At 34.9% G+C, this 16,721-nt stretch carries 18 protein-coding genes; 7 read left to right on the top strand and 11 right to left on the bottom strand.

What is annotated here, in order from left to right; genetic code table 11:
- Positions 1–17 precede the first annotated feature (17 nt).
- Together rpoN and F0460_RS01375 are read left to right on the top strand one after the other, a co-directional pair.
- Positions 18–1,481 carry an RNA polymerase factor sigma-54 gene (gene rpoN, locus F0460_RS01380; protein ID WP_150009520.1) on the top strand — a complete coding sequence of 488 codons (1,464 nt, stop codon included), beginning with the start codon at positions 18–20 and terminating at the stop codon, positions 1,479–1,481.
- Positions 1,481–2,086 carry a SoxR reducing system RseC family protein gene (locus tag F0460_RS01375; RefSeq protein ID WP_150009519.1) on the top strand — a complete coding sequence of 202 codons (606 nt, stop codon included), beginning with the start codon at positions 1,481–1,483 and terminating at the stop codon, positions 2,084–2,086. Before rpoN ends, F0460_RS01375 begins: the two co-directional genes overlap by 1 nt.
- On the opposite strand, the gene F0460_RS01370 is transcribed toward F0460_RS01375, so the two are convergent.
- From F0460_RS01370 to F0460_RS01360, 3 genes are read right to left on the bottom strand one after another with little or no spacing between them, the layout of a single operon-like run.
- Entirely contained in the window at positions 2,074–2,766 is a 693-nt protein-coding gene (locus F0460_RS01370; protein ID WP_150009518.1) for a porin family protein, read from the bottom strand. The two genes, F0460_RS01375 and F0460_RS01370, sit on opposite strands and share 13 nt — an antisense overlap.
- 3 nt (positions 2,767–2,769) lie before the next feature.
- Positions 2,770–4,020: a DUF3078 domain-containing protein gene (locus F0460_RS01365; RefSeq protein WP_190304060.1), complete on the bottom strand. Its 1,251-nt coding sequence runs from the start codon at positions 4,018–4,020 to the stop codon at positions 2,770–2,772.
- Positions 4,013–5,779, bottom strand: a complete 1,767-nt coding sequence (locus F0460_RS01360) for a 1-deoxy-D-xylulose-5-phosphate synthase (RefSeq protein ID WP_150009516.1) — start codon at positions 5,777–5,779, stop codon at positions 4,013–4,015. The genes F0460_RS01365 and F0460_RS01360 overlap by 8 nt, the downstream gene beginning before the upstream one ends.
- Before the next feature lie 68 nt (positions 5,780–5,847).
- Here F0460_RS01360 and F0460_RS01355 point away from each other — a divergent pair, with 68 nt between their 5' ends.
- Positions 5,848–6,282: a nucleoside deaminase gene (locus F0460_RS01355; protein WP_397361792.1), complete on the top strand. Its 435-nt coding sequence runs from the start codon at positions 5,848–5,850 to the stop codon at positions 6,280–6,282.
- Positions 6,283–6,503: 221 nt separating this feature from the next.
- Here the strand turns inward: F0460_RS01355 and F0460_RS01350 are convergent, their stop codons facing one another.
- The 7 genes from F0460_RS01350 to F0460_RS01320 all read right to left on the bottom strand — a co-directional run bounded on the left by F0460_RS01350 (position 6,504) and on the right by F0460_RS01320 (position 12,630).
- On the bottom strand, positions 6,504–7,097 hold the full coding sequence (locus tag F0460_RS01350; protein WP_150009514.1) for a porin family protein: 594 nt from the start codon (positions 7,095–7,097) through the stop codon (positions 6,504–6,506).
- Positions 7,098–7,254: 157 nt separating this feature from the next.
- Entirely contained in the window at positions 7,255–7,911 is a 657-nt protein-coding gene (locus F0460_RS01345) for a porin family protein (protein WP_150009513.1), read from the bottom strand.
- 111 nt (positions 7,912–8,022) lie between these two features.
- The gene (locus tag F0460_RS01340; protein WP_150009512.1) at positions 8,023–8,625 is read right to left on the bottom strand and encodes a porin family protein; all 603 of its coding nucleotides are present in this window, start codon (positions 8,623–8,625) and stop codon (positions 8,023–8,025) included.
- Positions 8,626–8,764: 139 nt separating this feature from the next.
- Complete coding sequence (locus tag F0460_RS01335; protein WP_150009511.1) at positions 8,765–10,312, bottom strand: Rne/Rng family ribonuclease; 1,548 nt, start codon at positions 10,310–10,312, stop codon at positions 8,765–8,767.
- Positions 10,313–10,644: 332 nt separating this feature from the next.
- Positions 10,645–10,980: an HU family DNA-binding protein gene (locus F0460_RS01330; RefSeq protein ID WP_223810741.1), complete on the bottom strand. Its 336-nt coding sequence runs from the start codon at positions 10,978–10,980 to the stop codon at positions 10,645–10,647.
- Positions 10,981–11,074: 94 nt separating this feature from the next.
- Positions 11,075–12,145, bottom strand: coding sequence for an alanine racemase (locus tag F0460_RS01325; protein WP_150009510.1), 1,071 nt, complete (start codon positions 12,143–12,145; stop codon positions 11,075–11,077).
- Between the two features lie 5 nt (positions 12,146–12,150).
- Positions 12,151–12,630, bottom strand: a complete 480-nt coding sequence (locus F0460_RS01320) for a GNAT family N-acetyltransferase (protein WP_223810740.1) — start codon at positions 12,628–12,630, stop codon at positions 12,151–12,153.
- Between the two features lie 73 nt (positions 12,631–12,703).
- Between F0460_RS01320 and mutY the strand changes: the two genes are divergently transcribed.
- The 4 genes from mutY to gldD are packed head-to-tail and all read left to right on the top strand — an operon-like array spanning position 12,704 to position 16,078.
- The gene (gene mutY, locus F0460_RS01315; RefSeq protein WP_150009509.1) at positions 12,704–13,744 is read left to right on the top strand and encodes an A/G-specific adenine glycosylase; all 1,041 of its coding nucleotides are present in this window, start codon (positions 12,704–12,706) and stop codon (positions 13,742–13,744) included.
- 28 nt (positions 13,745–13,772) lie between these two features.
- Positions 13,773–14,222 carry a single-stranded DNA-binding protein gene (locus tag F0460_RS01310; protein WP_091517402.1) on the top strand — a complete coding sequence of 150 codons (450 nt, stop codon included), beginning with the start codon at positions 13,773–13,775 and terminating at the stop codon, positions 14,220–14,222.
- A 19-nt stretch (positions 14,223–14,241) separates the two neighbouring features.
- Positions 14,242–15,522, top strand: a complete 1,281-nt coding sequence (gene gldE, locus F0460_RS01305) for a gliding motility-associated protein GldE (protein WP_150009508.1) — start codon at positions 14,242–14,244, stop codon at positions 15,520–15,522.
- Positions 15,512–16,078: a gliding motility lipoprotein GldD gene (gene gldD / locus F0460_RS01300; RefSeq protein WP_150009507.1), complete on the top strand. Its 567-nt coding sequence runs from the start codon at positions 15,512–15,514 to the stop codon at positions 16,076–16,078. The genes gldE and gldD overlap by 11 nt, the downstream gene beginning before the upstream one ends.
- Before the next feature lie 30 nt (positions 16,079–16,108).
- Here gldD and F0460_RS01295 read toward each other — a convergent pair whose 3' ends face one another.
- Complete coding sequence (locus tag F0460_RS01295) at positions 16,109–16,654, bottom strand: heavy-metal-associated domain-containing protein (protein ID WP_150009506.1); 546 nt, start codon at positions 16,652–16,654, stop codon at positions 16,109–16,111.
- Between the last annotated feature and the right edge of the window lie 67 nt (positions 16,655–16,721).

Genomic DNA, 16,721 nt, shown 5'->3' with positions numbered 1-16,721 from the left:
TATAGGAGCATTATAAAATGTTAAAACAGAATTTACAGTTTAAATTATCGCAGAAATTATCGCCTCAGCAAATTCAATTAATGAAATTGATTCAATTGCCTACGCTTGCATTTGAACAACGTTTAAAAGAAGAATTGGTTGAAAATCCGGCGTTGGAATCTGGGAAAGATGAAGTGAACGATGCAGATGAGTTTCAGGATAATTCGGACGAATTTGATGATTACGACAATGAACACATCGACACAGACGACATCAACATTGATGATTATTTAAGCGACGACGAAACCCCCGACTACAAGCTTAAAAGCAACAATTACAGCGATGATGATGACGAAACCTTTATGCCGATTGAAGCGCAGGTAAGTTTCCATCAGAACTTAATTGAACAGCTGAACACTTTTATTTTAACCGATGAAGAACGTACTATTGCCGAGTTTTTAATTGGCAGTATGGACGATATGGGTTACATTCGTCGTGATATTCAGGATATTGTAGATGATATGGCATTTACGCAGGGAATTTACGCCAGCGAAGAGCAGGTTAAAAGTATTTTGGAAAACATTATCCACGAATTGGAACCAAGCGGTGTGGGTGCTCGCGATTTGCAGGAATGCTTGTTATTGCAACTGAACAATAAAACTCCAAACGAATCGATAGATCTTGCAAAAGACGTTATTGATAATCAGTTCGAGGCTTTTACCAAGAAACATTACGATAAGTTATTGCAGAAATACAACGTTTCGCAATCACAACTTCGCAAGGCTATTGATGAAATTGAAAAACTGAACCCGAAACCGGGCGGAAGTTTTGCAGGAAATTCTCGTGCTGTAGAACACATCATCCCCGATTTTACTGTAAAGGTCGATGACGGAGAAATTGAACTACATTTAAACAGTCGTAACGCTCCGGAACTGCACGTTTCTAAAGATTATCAGGAAATGTTGCAAACCTATAAAGAAGCAAACCAAAAATCGTCGGCTCAAAAAGATGCGGTACAGTTCATAAAGCAAAAATTAGACGGTGCCAAATGGTTTATCGATGCCATTAAACAACGTCAGGAAACACTTTTTGTTACCATGAGCGCTATTATCGAATATCAACAAGAATATTTTCTGGAAGGTGAAGAAACAAAAATCCGTCCGATGATTTTAAAGGATATTGCCGATATGGTTGGTTTGGATATTTCGACCATTTCACGTGTTGCCAACAGCAAATATGTTGATACACCTTACGGAACCAAACTGATTAAGGAATTTTTCTCTGAATCAATGACCAACGATCAAGGAGAAGAGGTTTCGACAATTGAAATTAAAAATATTCTGCAAAGGATTATCGCCGACGAAGACAAGCAAAAACCTTTACCAGATGATAAACTGGCAGAAATGCTTAAGGAAAAAGGCTACCCTATTGCCCGCAGAACGGTTGCAAAATACCGCGAACAGTTAGATATTCCGGTGGCAAGAATGCGCAAAAAGATTTAATGAAGTATGTTGCTAAAATAATATCCTACATATTCCATCCTGTTTTTATTCCAACAATAATCACAGGATGTTTTTACTTATTAAATGCCGATTTTTTTATTCCGTTAGAACAATATCTAGCAACCGGTCAGGCTTTTTTAATGACTTTTCTGTTACCTGTGTGTATTTACTTTTTCTTGAAATCACTGGGATTGTTAAAATCATCGGTAATGATTCAGAATCTGCGAGAACGCAGTGCCCCAATGTTTTTGAATATCGTAATTATAAATATTCTTATTTTTAAAATCTGGGAAAACGCATCCAATTCCTCTTTAAAAGTATTTTTTATCGGATACTGTATTTCGTATACGATTTTATTCTTCGGCATATTGTTAAAGCGTAAATACAGCGTACACGTAGCAAGCGTTTGCAGTGCCATCCCGTTATTTGTAAACCAAACTACCACCTACTATTTAAACCCGTTTTATATTTTACCGGCATTACTACTAATAATCGGTTTGGTAGCTTCCTCTCGATTGTATTTAAGGGCACATACCAACGTTGAAATTATTGTTGGTGCTTTGATTGGTTTTGTACCGTCGTTTATTTTGTTTTATAAGATGTAAAACATCAAACCTACATTTAGCATGTTTATATGGCTTCCGGTATCAATTGTATTTTTGTTGTATAAAGGTTTAAAACCGTAATATCCGTATAAATTCCAGGTGTTGAAACCTGCCGAAATATAAACTCCTAAATTTGATCTTGACAGCAGATCACTGTTTTTAAAACTATGATTTCCTAAAGCACCTTCGTACTTTGAAGTTGCATTCAACAAATAACTGTATTTAATTCCGGTATAAACACGCCAAAATTTATGTGAATGTACTTTTGAATTACGCCAACGGATTTCAAACGGAATTTCGATGTAAGACAGTTTCTGTACATTTTTTTCTCGATCGTTATCAATTTCAAAAGTAACGGGATCATTATCAATCAATGCCATATTGTGTCGCAAATTATAAAATGCAAAACCAACACCCGGAGCAATTGCAACCGTTCGTTGTTTATTGATCGGAAAATCGCGCAGAAAACCAAAATTTGTTCCTATTGAAATAGAATTAGTCGAAAAATTATCGGGTTGTTTCATCATTAAACTATGCGTTACACCCACATAAAACTGATCTTCTCGATAAAACGGATCGGTTACTTTTATGGTTCTGTCCAAAGCCGGCAAACTATCAATAGCCTGCGAAAATGTTTTGACAGAAACCAACAGTATCAATATGCTAAAAAAAACTTTCATCTCTTAAAAATTATAAACCAAACCAACACTTAACAACTGTTTAAACTGCACGCGCGGACCTTCGGTAATCTGTGTTCCGTTTACATCGCGTTTGTTTTTAATATCATCATCATAAATCAAATGTCCGCCCAAAGTTGCCTTAATTAAACTGTTTACCTTCATCTCTAACTGCAACTGCCAATCTACATCAACATTTCCAAAGTTATTCAGATAATCGGTATAAAGTGTCAGATTATTTTTAAGATTAACGTTTTTCATGATCGATTTATTCCATTCGCTGGTAAACAAAAACCCCAGTTCGTTTCTCGATTTTTTTCCTGCTTTCAGTAAATTTCCATCAGCATCGAAAATACCACCTTCCAAACCAAATTCACCTTTATTTGCCAAAGTATTATCCAAAACAAACGTAGATTTCAAGGTAAGCGGCGAAATATAAGCTTTAAAGTTGTTTTTGAAATATTCGGAACCGATACCCGCAAAAAGATATGCCGGCGCAAATGCACGCGAAATTGGATCTTCTACGTTGGGATACGCGTAACCGTTCGCCATTTGGGTATTCAGCGTCATTTTTGCAGAATAATACCAGTTTGATTTTACCGATGTTTTATAACCGAAAGAGGAATTGATGTTTAAAACGTCATCGGTTTTTCGAAGTTCCAAATTTTCTTGTTTATTTAAACCATAACGCACTTTTAATTCGTTCAACCACACTGTTCGTCCTTTTTCATATTTTCTTGTAAAATCGCCTTTAACGATGCCCGAAACAGAACTAAAACCACCGGCATTCCAGTTAGAGAAGGTTCCTTGGTTGATATCTAATCCCAAACTGTTCGTTTTTTTCCAGAAACTTACTTCAGATCGAATCGGAGACAATGCATCATACGGAATTTGCGAATTGGCACGCGGTAGTCTGTCATAAACAAATCCGGTTGGTTTTGATATTAAAAAGTATGCCAGATCGGTATTTTTGTTGCGTTTGGTAACTTCGAACGTTGAAACAACAACCTGTTGCACATCGCCCGATTTTAAATTCATGAGTACCGAATCTTGCAAAACCATTTTAGGTTCTACCGTAATTGGTCGTAAAAAAAGGGTATCGTTTCTTTTTACCAGCGTATCAAAAACCGAAAACTGCGTTCTGTAAAAAGTATTTACATCTGTACTTGTTTTTTTTATGTGCAGAGAATCCAACGGTTGCGAGAAACCAACTGCCGACAATAACATAAAAAAAACAATTATCTTAAATTTAAACATTACGTATTTTTTTAAATAAATTCTGCATAGATTCCACATCTAATCCACACTGCTTAAGCTGTTCGTTCACCGTTGCGTGTTCTATAAAAACATCGGGAACACCTAAATTTATTACCTTAACATTTATATTGTTTGCCAAAATAATCTGATTGATTACACTGCCAAAACCGCCTTTAATTACTCCTTCTTCTACCGTAATAATAGTTTCAAAACCTTTAATCAACTCCACAATTTCTGTTTCGTTTAAAGGTTTTATTTGTAAGAAATGATGCACCGCAAAGTAATCTGTATCGAAACTTAATGCTTCTAAAACATTTTCTAAAATGGTTCCTGTTGAAAAAACGGCTGCTTTTTTTCCTTTTTTTATCGATTGAATTTTAGAAAGATCGACTGTTTTAAAAAGAACTTTCCAATTTTCGACAGATGAATATCCGCGTGGATAACGAACTGCCACCGGCTTTGAATTATTATTCTGCAACGTGAATAAGGTTTGACGCAATTCTACTGCATCTTTCGGAGCCAAAATGGTAAGGTTTGGTATTGCCTGTAAATACGCAATATCAAAAACGCCCTGATGTGTTGCACCGTCTTCGCCCACCAAACCGGCACGATCTATACAGAAAATAACCGGAATATTCTGCAACGCCACATCGTGAATCAATTGATCGTACGCGCGTTGCAAAAAAGTAGAATAAATGGCGCAGAAAACAGTGAAACCACTTAATGAAATGCCGGCTGCCAATGTAACCGCATGCTGTTCAGCAATACCTACGTCAATAGCGCGTTCAGGAATTTCGTCCATCATGTATTTTAGCGAACTTCCCGTTGGCATTGCAGGTGTAATGGCAAATATTTTGGAATTTTGCTGCGCTAATTCTAATAAAGTCAGTCCGAAAACATCCTGATATTTTGTAAACTTCTGTGTATTATTTTCAAGCAGATCGCCTGTAATTTTATCAAATTTTCCCGGCGCATGATACAACACCTGATTTTCTTCTGCCTGCTTTAACCCTTTGCCTTTTGTGGTGGTGATATGTAAAAACTGTGGTCCGCTTTTAACTTTCAATCTTTGCAGTTCATGAATCAATGCTTTTAAATCGTGTCCATCAACCGGTCCCACATATTTAAAATTCAATGATTTTATCATGTTGTTACTCTTTGGATTTTCGCCTTGCTTTACCTGCATTAAATAGCTTTTCAACGCACCTACACTCGGATCGATCCCAATAGCATTATCGTTTAAAACCACAATTAAATTGGCATTTGTAACACCGGCATGATTTAAGGCTTCAAACGCCATTCCCGAAGCAATAGATGCATCACCAATAACCGCAATATGCTGAATATCGTCCTCGTTTTTCAATTTGCTGGCAATCGCCATTCCCAAAGCTGCCGATATAGATGTAGATGAATGCCCAACACCAAAAGCATCGTATTCGCTTTCGCTGATTTTAGGAAATCCGCTCAATCCGTTTTTTTGTCGGTTGGTTTCAAAATCGGCTTTACGACCGGTTAAAATTTTGTGCACATACGCCTGATGTCCCACATCCCAAACCAATTTGTCAATAGGTGTATCAAACACGTAATGCAATGCAATGGTTAGTTCTACAACACCCAGACTTGCACCTAAATGACCGCCGTTTACCGAAACAACATCGATAATAAACCTACGGATTTCATCTGCCAACTGTTGCAGCTGTTCCAAGGTTTTCGATTTTAAATCGGAAGGAAATTGAATTGTTGGTAAAATTGGGGTCATTAACTTTTAAATTATTAAACAAATTTACAATAATATCTTATTTTTGAACGAATAATTTACTGATTGAAATGCTGTTGAACGACGAATATTTTATGCGGATTGCTTTAAACGAAGCAAAAGAAGCGCTTTTAAAAAACGAAATTCCTATTGGAGCGGTTATCGTGGCGAATAATTCCATAATAGCGAAGACGCATAATTTAACCGAAAATTTGAAGGATGTTACCGCTCACGCCGAAATGCAGGCAATTACAGCTGCAGCAAACGCCATTGGTGGCAAGTATTTAAAAAACTGCACCATGTATTTAACGGTTGAACCTTGCCAAATGTGTGCCGGTGCGTTGTATTGGAGTCAGATTTCTAAAATTGTGGTTGGTGCACAAGATAATAAACGCGGGTTTACCACAATTGGCGGACAACTGCACCCGAAAACGGAAATTGTTTACGGTGTTTTAGAAGATGAATGTAAAGAATTGATGCTGACTTTTTTTCAGAATAAAAGATAAAAAACTGTTTAACAAACACTAATTTGTCAAGCTGAACTTGATTCAGCTTCTCATAAAGTTTTTAATCAAAATAAATGAGATTCCGGATCAAGTCCGGAATGACAATAGTTAACTTTCCTAAACAGCTTTCTTATTTAGTTCTCGATACAGAATTCCTCCGCTTCTCTTCGAAATTCTTACTCGAACTGACGTAAAATTTAACTTATTTAAAAATCTACGAATTAAAAACGATATCCGACAGAAAGTTGCATTACGCGGTTTTTCCAGTCAACATTCGGTTCATCGATAACATTTGTCATTCCGGCATTGTAACGCGCAGAAATCATAAAGTTTAATGGTAAATTGACACTTAAACCAACATTCAGCGAAAAATCAAAGTCATTGAATTTAGTACTGTCCGGATTTAAGTCTGAAAACTTAACTTTCGAATCGGTTAAAAATCCGGCTTGTGGACCTGCTTCAATGGCAATTCCGTTGGTAATATAATACTTCAACATTAACGGCACGTTTACATAACTTAAGTTAAAATCGTGTTCAACGGTAGCGTTTTCAAATGTAGTTTTCCATTTACCACCTGCTGACGAATAATAAACTTCGGGCTGAATGGCAAATTTGTTAAAACGAATTTCTGCAAATGCACCCACGTGAAATCCATTAATGGAATTATTGTCGTGAAAATCCTGCCAGCTTTTCCCTTCTAATTTTGCATTGTTGTAACCCACTTTAGGTCCGAATGAGAAATCTTGCGCCTGTACTGCATTTCCGCATAAAAACACAGTAAAAAGCATTGTTATAATTTTAGGTAACTTTTTCATAGTATTGGGCTTTATGAATTATTTATCAAATTTTAATCCAAAGCCGAAGTTACTCAAAATAACACAAACATGTTACTGCGCAAATTATTAAACTGTAACTTTTTTCCACAAAAAAACCGCAACAAATTGTTGCGGTTTTACTTAATATCTTTACTTATTAGAATTTGTAACCAACAGAAACTTGAATGACTGCATTTTTAGTATCTAAAGCTTCAACATTAATATCAACATCTCCAAAATTTAGTGTATTATCTTTACCTACTTTTGACAAACCTAAATTATAACGAGCTCCAATAAAAAAACCATTATCTAAATTGAAACTTGCTCCAGCGCCAACACCAAAATCAATAGAGTTAGAAAAATCTTTATCATCACTCTCAATTGACACGTTTTCACCCATGGAATTAATTGTTCCTTCCGTTTTTGCAGACATTAGAAAACCAACATAAGGTCCTGCTTCAACAGCAAAACTTGGCGCTATATAATATTTAGCCATAATAGGCACATTAATATAATCAATTTTAGATGTAGTATTTGTAGTTACATTCACACCCATAACATTTCTAGTTCCTTCACGTTTTGCCCCTTGAGCCGAATACAGAATCTCCGGCTGAACAGCGAATTTTTCGTTGAACTTAATTTCTGCAAATGCTCCCACATGAAAGCCGATTAACATTTTATTGTCATTTGCATCCTTTCCACTTATATTAGCAATATTAACACCTGCTTTAGGACCAAATCTTACTTCTTGTTGCGCTAATGCACTTGTAGAGAATGCAACTAACCCTAAAAGGGTTAAGGTAATTTTTTTCATAATTGTAATTTTTAATTTTCAACAAATATAATTATGTTATATAATTTAACGAAAAAATATAAAAAATAAAACCGCAACAATATGTTGCGGTTTAACTAAATATCTTAATTATTAGAATTTGTAACCAACTCCTACTTGGATTACACCGTTTTTAATATCATCTGTTTGAACTGTAAGAATTCCTGCTGGTACATCTTCATTAGCTTTTGATAATCCTAAATTATATCTCGCTCCAACAAAAAGTCCCATAGGTAAATCATAAGCTAAACCAACACCTAAACCAAAGTCAACAGATTTATAAGAATCTTTAGCATCAGCCGTAACATCACCAACCTTTGTTTCAGATTTCATCAAGAAACCAACGTACGGTCCTAATTCAGCCGAAAAACCCTCTACTATGTAATACTTTGCCATAATTGGCACATTAATGTAGTCATTCTTTACCTCACTCTCAATAGTCCCTAATGGTGTTACTATTGAACTTTTTGCTCCTTGAGCTGAATAAAGAACCTCTGGTTGAACTGAAAATTTTTCGTTAAATTTAATTTCTGCAACAGCACCTACATGAAAACCAATTTTCATTTCACTATTGTCTAATCCAGACAAATTAGCAATATTAACGCCGGCTTTTGGACCAAATTTTACTTCTTGCTGCGCTACTGCAGTTGTAGAGATAGCAACTAAACCTAATAAGGTTAAAAAACTTTTTTTCATAAACATATCTTTTAAATTTTAATAACAAATATAACAATTAATACATTTTAACAAAATATTTCAACTACTAATTAATCGATATGTTAACAATTAAGAATTAGTACAAACAAAAAATGCCGAACGTAGGTTCGGCATTTTTTTATTCAATCTGGTTTCCTTGTTTGTCAAAGAAATGGTATTCTAAATAGGTGTAGGCATCTCGCGGTATAATTTTTATCCAACGTTTGTGTTCTAAAAACCATTTAGCACGTACCGACGGTAAACCTTTTGTAAGATACGCAGCTATAAAAGGGTGCGCACTTAAAACCATAGTTTTATGGTCTTTAACAATTCTTTCTAGGTCAGCTGATATTTTATCAATAACTAAAATTGGAGCCTCAATTTCTCCTTCACCGTTATGGTCAGGGTTTTCTTCTTTTGTTTTGATAGAAACTTCAGGTCTAACTCTTTGTCTAGTAATTTGAATTAATCCAAATTTACTAGGAGGCAAGATTTTGTGTTTTGCTTTATCATCGCTCATTTCTTCTTTTAGGTAATCGTATAAAACTTTACGATTTTCGGGATTACTCATATCGATAAAATCGACTACAATAATTCCGCCCATATCGCGCAATCTTAACTGGCGTGCAATTTCTGATGCGGCGATCATGTTTACTTCAAGAGCTGTGTCCTCTTGAGATAGAGCTTTGTTTGAGCGGTTTCCGCTGTTAACATCGATAACATGCAAAGCTTCGGTGTGTTCTATGATAAGATAGGCTCCTTTGCTCATAGATACGGTTTTACCGAATGAAGTTTTAATTTGTCGTTCAATATGATATTTCTCGAACAACGGCACTTCTTTGTTGTTATAATGCTTTACAATGGAAACTTTTGAAGGGGCTATTTCTTGCAGATAGTCCTTCGTTTGGTAATAAAGTTCATCGTCATCTATATGGATTCCGGTAAAAGTATCATTAAAAACATCGCGCAAAATGCTTGATGCTCTGTTTACTTCGCCAAAAACTTTTGATGGGTGATGAGCTGTGGTTAAACGTTTACAAAGTAAAATCCATTTATCCATTAAACCTTGTAAGTCTTTTTCTAATTCTGTAACATTTTTGCCTTCGGCTACTGTACGAACAATAACGCCGAAACCTTTTGGTTTAATAGTAAGCATCATTTTTTTAAGACGCTCTTTTTCTTGTTTTGATTCGATTTTTTGTGAGATCGAAACACGTTCGGAAAAAGGAACCAATACTAAATAACGACCGGCAAGCGAAAGTTCTGAACTAATTCGCGGACCTTTGGTTGATATAGGTTCTTTAACTATCTGTACTAAAACTGATTGGTTGGCACTTAACACATCGGTTATAACGCCGTTTTTATCAATTTCAGGTTCAAAAGGAAATTTTTTAAGAGTGAAATCATTTAATTTACCTGCAGTTACAAGTTTTGTGAACTTCATAAGCGTAGGAAGGTTTGGACCCAAATCGTGGTAATGTAAAAAGGCATCTTTATCGAAACCAACATTTACAAACGCCGCGTTTAAGCCAGGAACCGGTTTGCGTATTTTTGCTATAAAAATATCGCCTACCGAGAAACCTTTTTCGTCTTCTCTGTCTCTGTGTAATTCTACTAATTTCCCGTCTTTTAATAAGGCAAAATCTACTGTATTGGAACCAGACCTAATAATTAACTCTTTGTTCACTTGGTACATTTTTATCCATACTATTTCAGTTGAAAGTCGAAAGTAAAAAGTTGAAAGTCCAAAAACTTAAAACTTAAAACCCAAAACTAATAACTTAAAAGCACAGATGGATTAAACATTAAACAGGTATTACCCTTTCTTTTAAAATAAAATTTAAAAGATTTTTCAAAGAACTTTTTAATTTGTAATAAAAGAAAAAGTAGTTTAAAACTACTTTTTCTTCTTGTGACGGTTAGCTCTCGCTCTTTTTTTACGTTTGTGCGTAGCTACCTTATGTCTTTTTCTTTTTTTACCACTTGGCATAATCTTGTAGTTTTTAAGTTAGTAATTATTTATTTTACGTCTGTGTTTGTTTTAACACCTTCTACGAACACTTTAGCTGGTTTAAAAGCCGGAATGTTGTGAGCAGGAATTTTAATTGTTGTGTTTTTAGAGATGTTTCTTCCCGTTTTTTCGGCTCTAGTTTTAATAATAAAACTACCAAAACCTCTTAAATACACGTTATCTCCACTTTCTAAAGAAGATTTTACTTCCTCCATAAAAGATTCCACAGTTGCCTGCACATCACCTTTCTCAAGCCCTAATTTCTCTGAAATTTTAGCTACAATGTCTGCTTTAGTCATTATCTGTTTATAAATTAATTTGTTGTCTGTTTTTTGAGTGTGCAAATATATTAATTTAATTATAATATCTACCGTTCAATGCATTAAATTTTAATGAAATAAACCAATATTCTTTATTACCATTGGTTTGTTATAACTGCTAAACCACCACTTTTTCTATGTACGACGAGTTCATTGCCCGCAAAGCGCCCATATAATTTAAAGTAAATTCTAAATAATCGCCTACTTTATATTTTTTGTCGTTAGCCTGTAAATCAACAATAATCATGTCTGAACTGGCGCCAAAAAACTTTATATTTTCATCTTTAGGAAAGATATTTGCCTGATCTACATCTAAAATACCCAAATCTAAAATGGCACGGAACGATGTTTTTCCGATTTCCTTTTGATCGAAAGTAAATGATTTTCCTTCTAAATTAGTTCCAAAATCACCTTCGGGAACTTTAGGTTTTTCAATCAGTTCAATAATTTCTGCTTTCAGAGTAAAAATATCCTGCTTTAGCAGATTACTTGGTGCATCTTTATAAACATCGGTTCCCTGATAAAGCGTTTCCCCTACCCTGAAATGATTTACACCAGCCGGAAGTTTGTTTTGAAAGATCAAAGGAATTGTTACGGAAGATCCGCCAGAAACACACGGTATTTTTTTGTTGAACTTCGCCTCGATCAACTGTTTGTACAATGAAAGCTGAATTAATTTATCGGTACTTGGCAACACGCCATACAAACAAGAAAGATTGGTTCCAATCCCCGTTACTTCGATATTTTTCAGCTGAAAAACCTGATCGTAAAATGATATAATATCATCACGCATTACACCTTCTCGCAACTCACCCAATTCAATCATAATAATAATTTTATGGATTTTGTTTTGCTTTTGGGCTTCGTGCGAAAGCAGTTTAATGGTTTCAATATCAGTATTCATGCTTATATCGGCATATTTTACCACCGAAGCAACCGACCGTTTTGGAGTTGGCTTAATGTAAATGGTTTCAACCTTGGGATTTATTTTTTTGATCGCTTTTAAATTGCTAACGCGTGAATCACATACCTGATTGGGCATTAAACTTAAAACTTCTTTCAAAAAAAGTTCGTTTCCGCAGAGTATTTTGGTCACCACAGACCATTGAATTTCTTTTAGTTTAAAGAAATAATCTAAACGTTCAAAATTGTATTGTAAACGTTCTTTGTGTAAAGTAATTATCGCCATAACAATTACTTGTTTAAGCGCATTTCTAAATACTTGTTGGTAAAACCTAGCTTTTCGTAAAGTTTTATTGCAGGATTGTCTGGTTCTACGTGTAGGGCAATGTTTCCTTGGGCGTTATCAATTGCATGTTGCATTAGTGCTTTACCAATACCTTTTCCGCGTTGATTGGCATCGGTTGCAATATAAACCAGAATATTCTCGGGAATGTAGTCTTTCATGCCGGTTTCGTTAACAATCACAGCACCTGCAATGTTGTTTTCTAACGAAGCGGTTACGATGAATCCACCGAAAGAAGGTGTTTCGTTCAAGGCATAGTTCATGCACTTTTCGATATCCTGTTTTGGATCGCCGTATTGCTCTAAATTTTTAAATAGAAAGTTTAAAATTGTTTCTTTTTCATTTTGATCAGGTTTGTTTTCTTGACTGTACGTCTTGATTTCTAACATATTCATTTTTTTAATTTCTACTATTACAAAGTTACTCATTTTAAATTAAACCCTTTTTTAGGCTGATCTTCCACACTTTTATCGTGTATCTTTGCACCTTAAAATTGTATTGATGGATTTTACCCACCAACTGCTTAATTGGTATAAAAAACACAAGCGGAGTTTACCGTGGCGAACAACCACAAACCCTTACTACATATGGCTTTCTGAAATTATTCTGCAACAAACACGCATTGAACAAGGCTTGCCGTATTATGAGGCGTTTACAACTAAATTCCCGACATTAAAAGATCTGGCAACGGCAGATGAAGATGCGGTTTTAAAACTTTGGCAGGGTTTGGGATATTATTCTCGCGCACGAAACTTACATTTCACGGCTCAATACATTTACAACGAACTCAATGGCGTTTTTCCCAAATCGTATGCTGAAATTATCAAACTAAAAGGTATCGGTCCATACACGGCGGCGGCAATAGCATCGTTTGCTTATAAAGAACCGGTTGCAGTTGTTGACGGAAATGTTTTTAGAGTTTTGGCTCGATTTTTTGGAATTTATGATGATATCGCTATAACAAAAACCCGAGCTGTTTTTCAAAATCTGGCAAACGAACTGATCTCAACAAAACATCCCGATTTGTTCAATCATGCCATTATGGATTTTGGTGCAACCGTTTGTTTACCTGCAAACCCAAAATGTAGCAGCTGTATTTTTAACGAAAACTGTTTCGCTTTCCTGAAAAACGAAGTGGCACAATTACCCGTAAAAAACAAAAAGATCAGCGTTAAAAACAGGTATTTGAATTATCTTATTTTACGGAAAAACAACGAAATAGTTATTCAGCAACGAACAGAAAAAGACATTTGGCAACAGTTGTTCGAATTTCCCCTTATCGAAACTTCAACAGACAACGAAGAAGAATTTTTCCTGTATTTATCAAACCTTTATCCAAACAACTGCATAAAAAAAGTTACTGCAAATACCATCAAACACAAATTATCGCACCAGCAACTGCATATCAATTTTTATGAAATAAATGTTTCTGATTTTACTTCAAACCAACAAACATCGGCAATTCAAGATTTACATTTATATGCGTATCCGATTGTTATATGGAATTTTCTAAAAGATTTTTTTACGCTTGAAAAAATTTAGTATTTTTGATTGATAACGAACACATTTTATGTACGGAACTTTAAACAAAGTAACTTTAATTGGCCATTTGGGCGACGATGTAAAAATGCATTATTTTGAAGGCGGTAATTCTATTGCGCGCTTCTCTATTGCTACCAACGAGGTTTACATTAATAAAACTACCAACGAAAAAATTACTTCTACAGAATGGCATAATCTTGTTTTTAGAAACAAAGCTGCCGAATTGTGCGAAAAATATTTAAGCAAGGGTGATAAAATTTATGTAGAAGGAAAAATTCGTACGCGCAACTGGCAAACCGAAGACGGTACTACAAAACACACGACCGAAATTCAGGTTACCGAGTTTATTTTTCTGAACGTAAAAAAAGAAATTGATGCTAAAACCAAGGCAATGAAACATGCCGAAGAAGATAAATTGAACAATTTTGAAGTTCCTAAAATTTCTGATTACGACAAACTAAACGATATTCCATTTTAATTAATTAAACTTTTCCCCTTTGGATCCCGACCCCGCCACATTACAATTACTTTTTATAGCTTTCACAACCATTTGTTTAGTAGCTTCGTTATTTTTTGTTGCATTGTTTGCAGCAGTAGAAGTTGCGTACTTTTCAACATCTAGAAATCGTTTTGAGCAGCTTTTGGCATCTTTTCCGCAAAAAGCAAAAATGTATCAAAAATTACTCGATAAACCCATAAAACTTCAGGTAACCATTAATCTAAGCAACACCATTTTCAAGGTTTTGTTTTTGTGGAGTTTGTTCGTTATTTACAACCATTTCTTTTATACACGTTTTTGGGGAATCATCATTGTAGTATTAATTGGCACTTTTTCGTTGGCATTATTTGGCGAAATTTACCCAAGAATTTACAGCTCGCGCCAGTTAAACAAAGTGGTTGTAAAAACAATTACACCTATTTATGTTTTCTGCACCGTTTTAACGCCTGTAACCTGGATTTTTAGAAAAGCCAACAGATTTATAATGGGAAAGATCGACAAAAAAGACGATTCGTTTTCTATGGAACAATTGTCGCAGGCTTTGGAAATGACCGATTACAACCCGGCAAACGAGGACGAGCAGCGAATTTTAGAAGGAATTGCCTCTTTTGGATCAACCGAAGTTACACAAGTAATGACTCCGCGTATTGATCTTTTTGCGATAAGTGATGAAGAATTATTTCATGAAATTCTGCCTCAAATTATAGAAAAAGGCTATTCGCGTATTCCGGTTTATAAAGAAAGTATCGACAATATTACGGGCATTTTGTACATTAAAGACTTGATTCCGTTTTTGGATAAAAAAGTTTTTCAGTGGACAACTCTTTTGCGCGAACCTTATTTTATTCCCGAAAGTAAAAAGTTAGATGATTTACTGACAGATTTTCAGTCGGACAAAAACCATTTGGCGGTCGTTGTTGATGAATTTGGCGAAACCGTGGGAATTATATCATTAGAAGATATTATTGAAGAAATTGTAGGCGAAATTGCCGATGAATTAGACGAAGACGATAAATTGTATCAGAAACTAAATGCAAATGTTTATATCTTTGACGGAAAAGTATCGATTCTTGATTTTTGCAGAATTTTAGATATTGACGAAGAACCGTTTGAAGAAAGCAGACAAGATGCCGAATCGTTAGGTGGGTTTTTACTGGAACAGTTTGAAGATTTTCCAAAAATCGACGATGTAATCACTTTTGAAAACTACCGCTTTAAAGTTGTAAGCATTCACAAACGCAGATTAGAAAAAATTAAAGTAACCATTAATGAAAACTAGTAAATTTTTAATTCCCGCTATAATTGCACTGGCTTTAACAAGTTGTAAAGAAGATGCAATCCCAAAACCCGACGGTTATTTAAGTTTAGAATATCCTACAGCGGCGTATGAAACTTATACTGATCCAAGTGGAAAATTCAAATTCAACAAAAACAAATGGGCTGTTGTAAAACCCGATGAAAATTTTTCGTTTAAAATTGATTATCCTAAGATGAAGGCGAGTATTTATATGAACTACCGCCCGGTTAACAATAACTTGAATTTATTGTTGAAAGACGCACAAAAATTAACGTATAACCATACCATAAAAGCAGACGATATCCAAGAATCGATTTTTGAACATCCTGAAAAAAGAACGTACGGCATGTTTTATAAGGTAATTGGTGATGCTGCAACCAATGTACAGTTTTACGCTACAGACAGCACCAAAAACTTTGTAGTAGGTACGTTATACTTTTACTCTAAACCAAATTTTGATTCAATTTATCCTGCTACAAAATACATCGAAGATGATATGAAAGCCTTAATGGAATCGTTAGAATGGACCAACAAATAAAAAACTCTTGATTTCTCAAGAGTTTTTTATTTAGATTATATTCTGTTTTGTAGTTGCTTTCTTATCTTTTTTGTCTTTACTGCAACATCCGTCTTTTTTCTTTTCAGTACCTTTTTTGTCACCGCAAGATTTACCGTCTTTGTGAGATGAACAACATTTCTTTTGGTCTGTTTTATCATCTTGGAAAACCATTGCCATTTCTTTAGAAACATTTACATTTTCTACTTTATAAGCTCCGTTTGCAATTTCTTCTACCATTTTCTTGATAGCGTCGGTGTTTTGTTTCGCATCGTCAAACTCTACAGTTGCCGTCTTTGTATCAAAATCAACTTTAGCACTTTTCATGCCGTCCATTTTCGCTAATTTTCCTTCAATAACTTTTGCACAACCAACGGCACAAGACATACCTTCTACCTGAAATGTTGCTTTTTGCATAGTTCCAGCAACTTCTGTAGACGCTACTTTTTCAGAAGTTTCTGTAGTAACCGCTTCTTTTTGCTCGTTTGAAGTTTGTTTACAGCTTACCATAAAAGCAGCAGCCATAAATAATAATGATATTCCTTTTAATGTTTTCATATTTAGATTATTTAGTATTTGCAAAGATATTTATTTATTTTACTGATAATTGATTTTAACTTTTCTT

The sequence above is a fragment of the Paenimyroides baculatum genome (assembly GCF_008629655.1).
GTDB lineage: Bacteria > Bacteroidota > Bacteroidia > Flavobacteriales > Flavobacteriaceae > Flavobacterium > Flavobacterium baculatum.
This window is presented reverse-complemented; position numbering and strand designations above follow the sequence as displayed.

Coding starts and splice junctions, on each gene's coding strand:
- rpoN (WP_150009520.1), top strand. CDS start 18: ATGTTAAAACAGAATTTACAGTTTAAATTATCGCAGAAATTATCGCCT.
- F0460_RS01375 (WP_150009519.1), top strand. CDS start 1,481: ATGAAGTATGTTGCTAAAATAATATCCTACATATTCCATCCTGTTTTT.
- F0460_RS01370 (WP_150009518.1), bottom strand. CDS start 2,766: ATGAAAGTTTTTTTTAGCATATTGATACTGTTGGTTTCTGTCAAAACA.
- F0460_RS01365 (WP_190304060.1), bottom strand. CDS start 4,020: ATGTTTAAATTTAAGATAATTGTTTTTTTTATGTTATTGTCGGCAGTT.
- F0460_RS01360 (WP_150009516.1), bottom strand. CDS start 5,779: ATGACCCCAATTTTACCAACAATTCAATTTCCTTCCGATTTAAAATCG.
- F0460_RS01355 (WP_397361792.1), top strand. CDS start 5,848: ATGCTGTTGAACGACGAATATTTTATGCGGATTGCTTTAAACGAAGCA.
- F0460_RS01350 (WP_150009514.1), bottom strand. CDS start 7,097: ATGAAAAAGTTACCTAAAATTATAACAATGCTTTTTACTGTGTTTTTA.
- F0460_RS01345 (WP_150009513.1), bottom strand. CDS start 7,911: ATGAAAAAAATTACCTTAACCCTTTTAGGGTTAGTTGCATTCTCTACA.
- F0460_RS01340 (WP_150009512.1), bottom strand. CDS start 8,625: ATGAAAAAAAGTTTTTTAACCTTATTAGGTTTAGTTGCTATCTCTACA.
- F0460_RS01325 (WP_150009510.1), bottom strand. CDS start 12,145: ATGGCGATAATTACTTTACACAAAGAACGTTTACAATACAATTTTGAA.
- F0460_RS01320 (WP_223810740.1), bottom strand. CDS start 12,630: ATGAGTAACTTTGTAATAGTAGAAATTAAAAAAATGAATATGTTAGAA.
- mutY (WP_150009509.1), top strand. CDS start 12,704: ATGGATTTTACCCACCAACTGCTTAATTGGTATAAAAAACACAAGCGG.
- F0460_RS01310 (WP_091517402.1), top strand. CDS start 13,773: ATGTACGGAACTTTAAACAAAGTAACTTTAATTGGCCATTTGGGCGAC.
- gldD (WP_150009507.1), top strand. CDS start 15,512: ATGAAAACTAGTAAATTTTTAATTCCCGCTATAATTGCACTGGCTTTA.
- F0460_RS01295 (WP_150009506.1), bottom strand. CDS start 16,654: ATGAAAACATTAAAAGGAATATCATTATTATTTATGGCTGCTGCTTTT.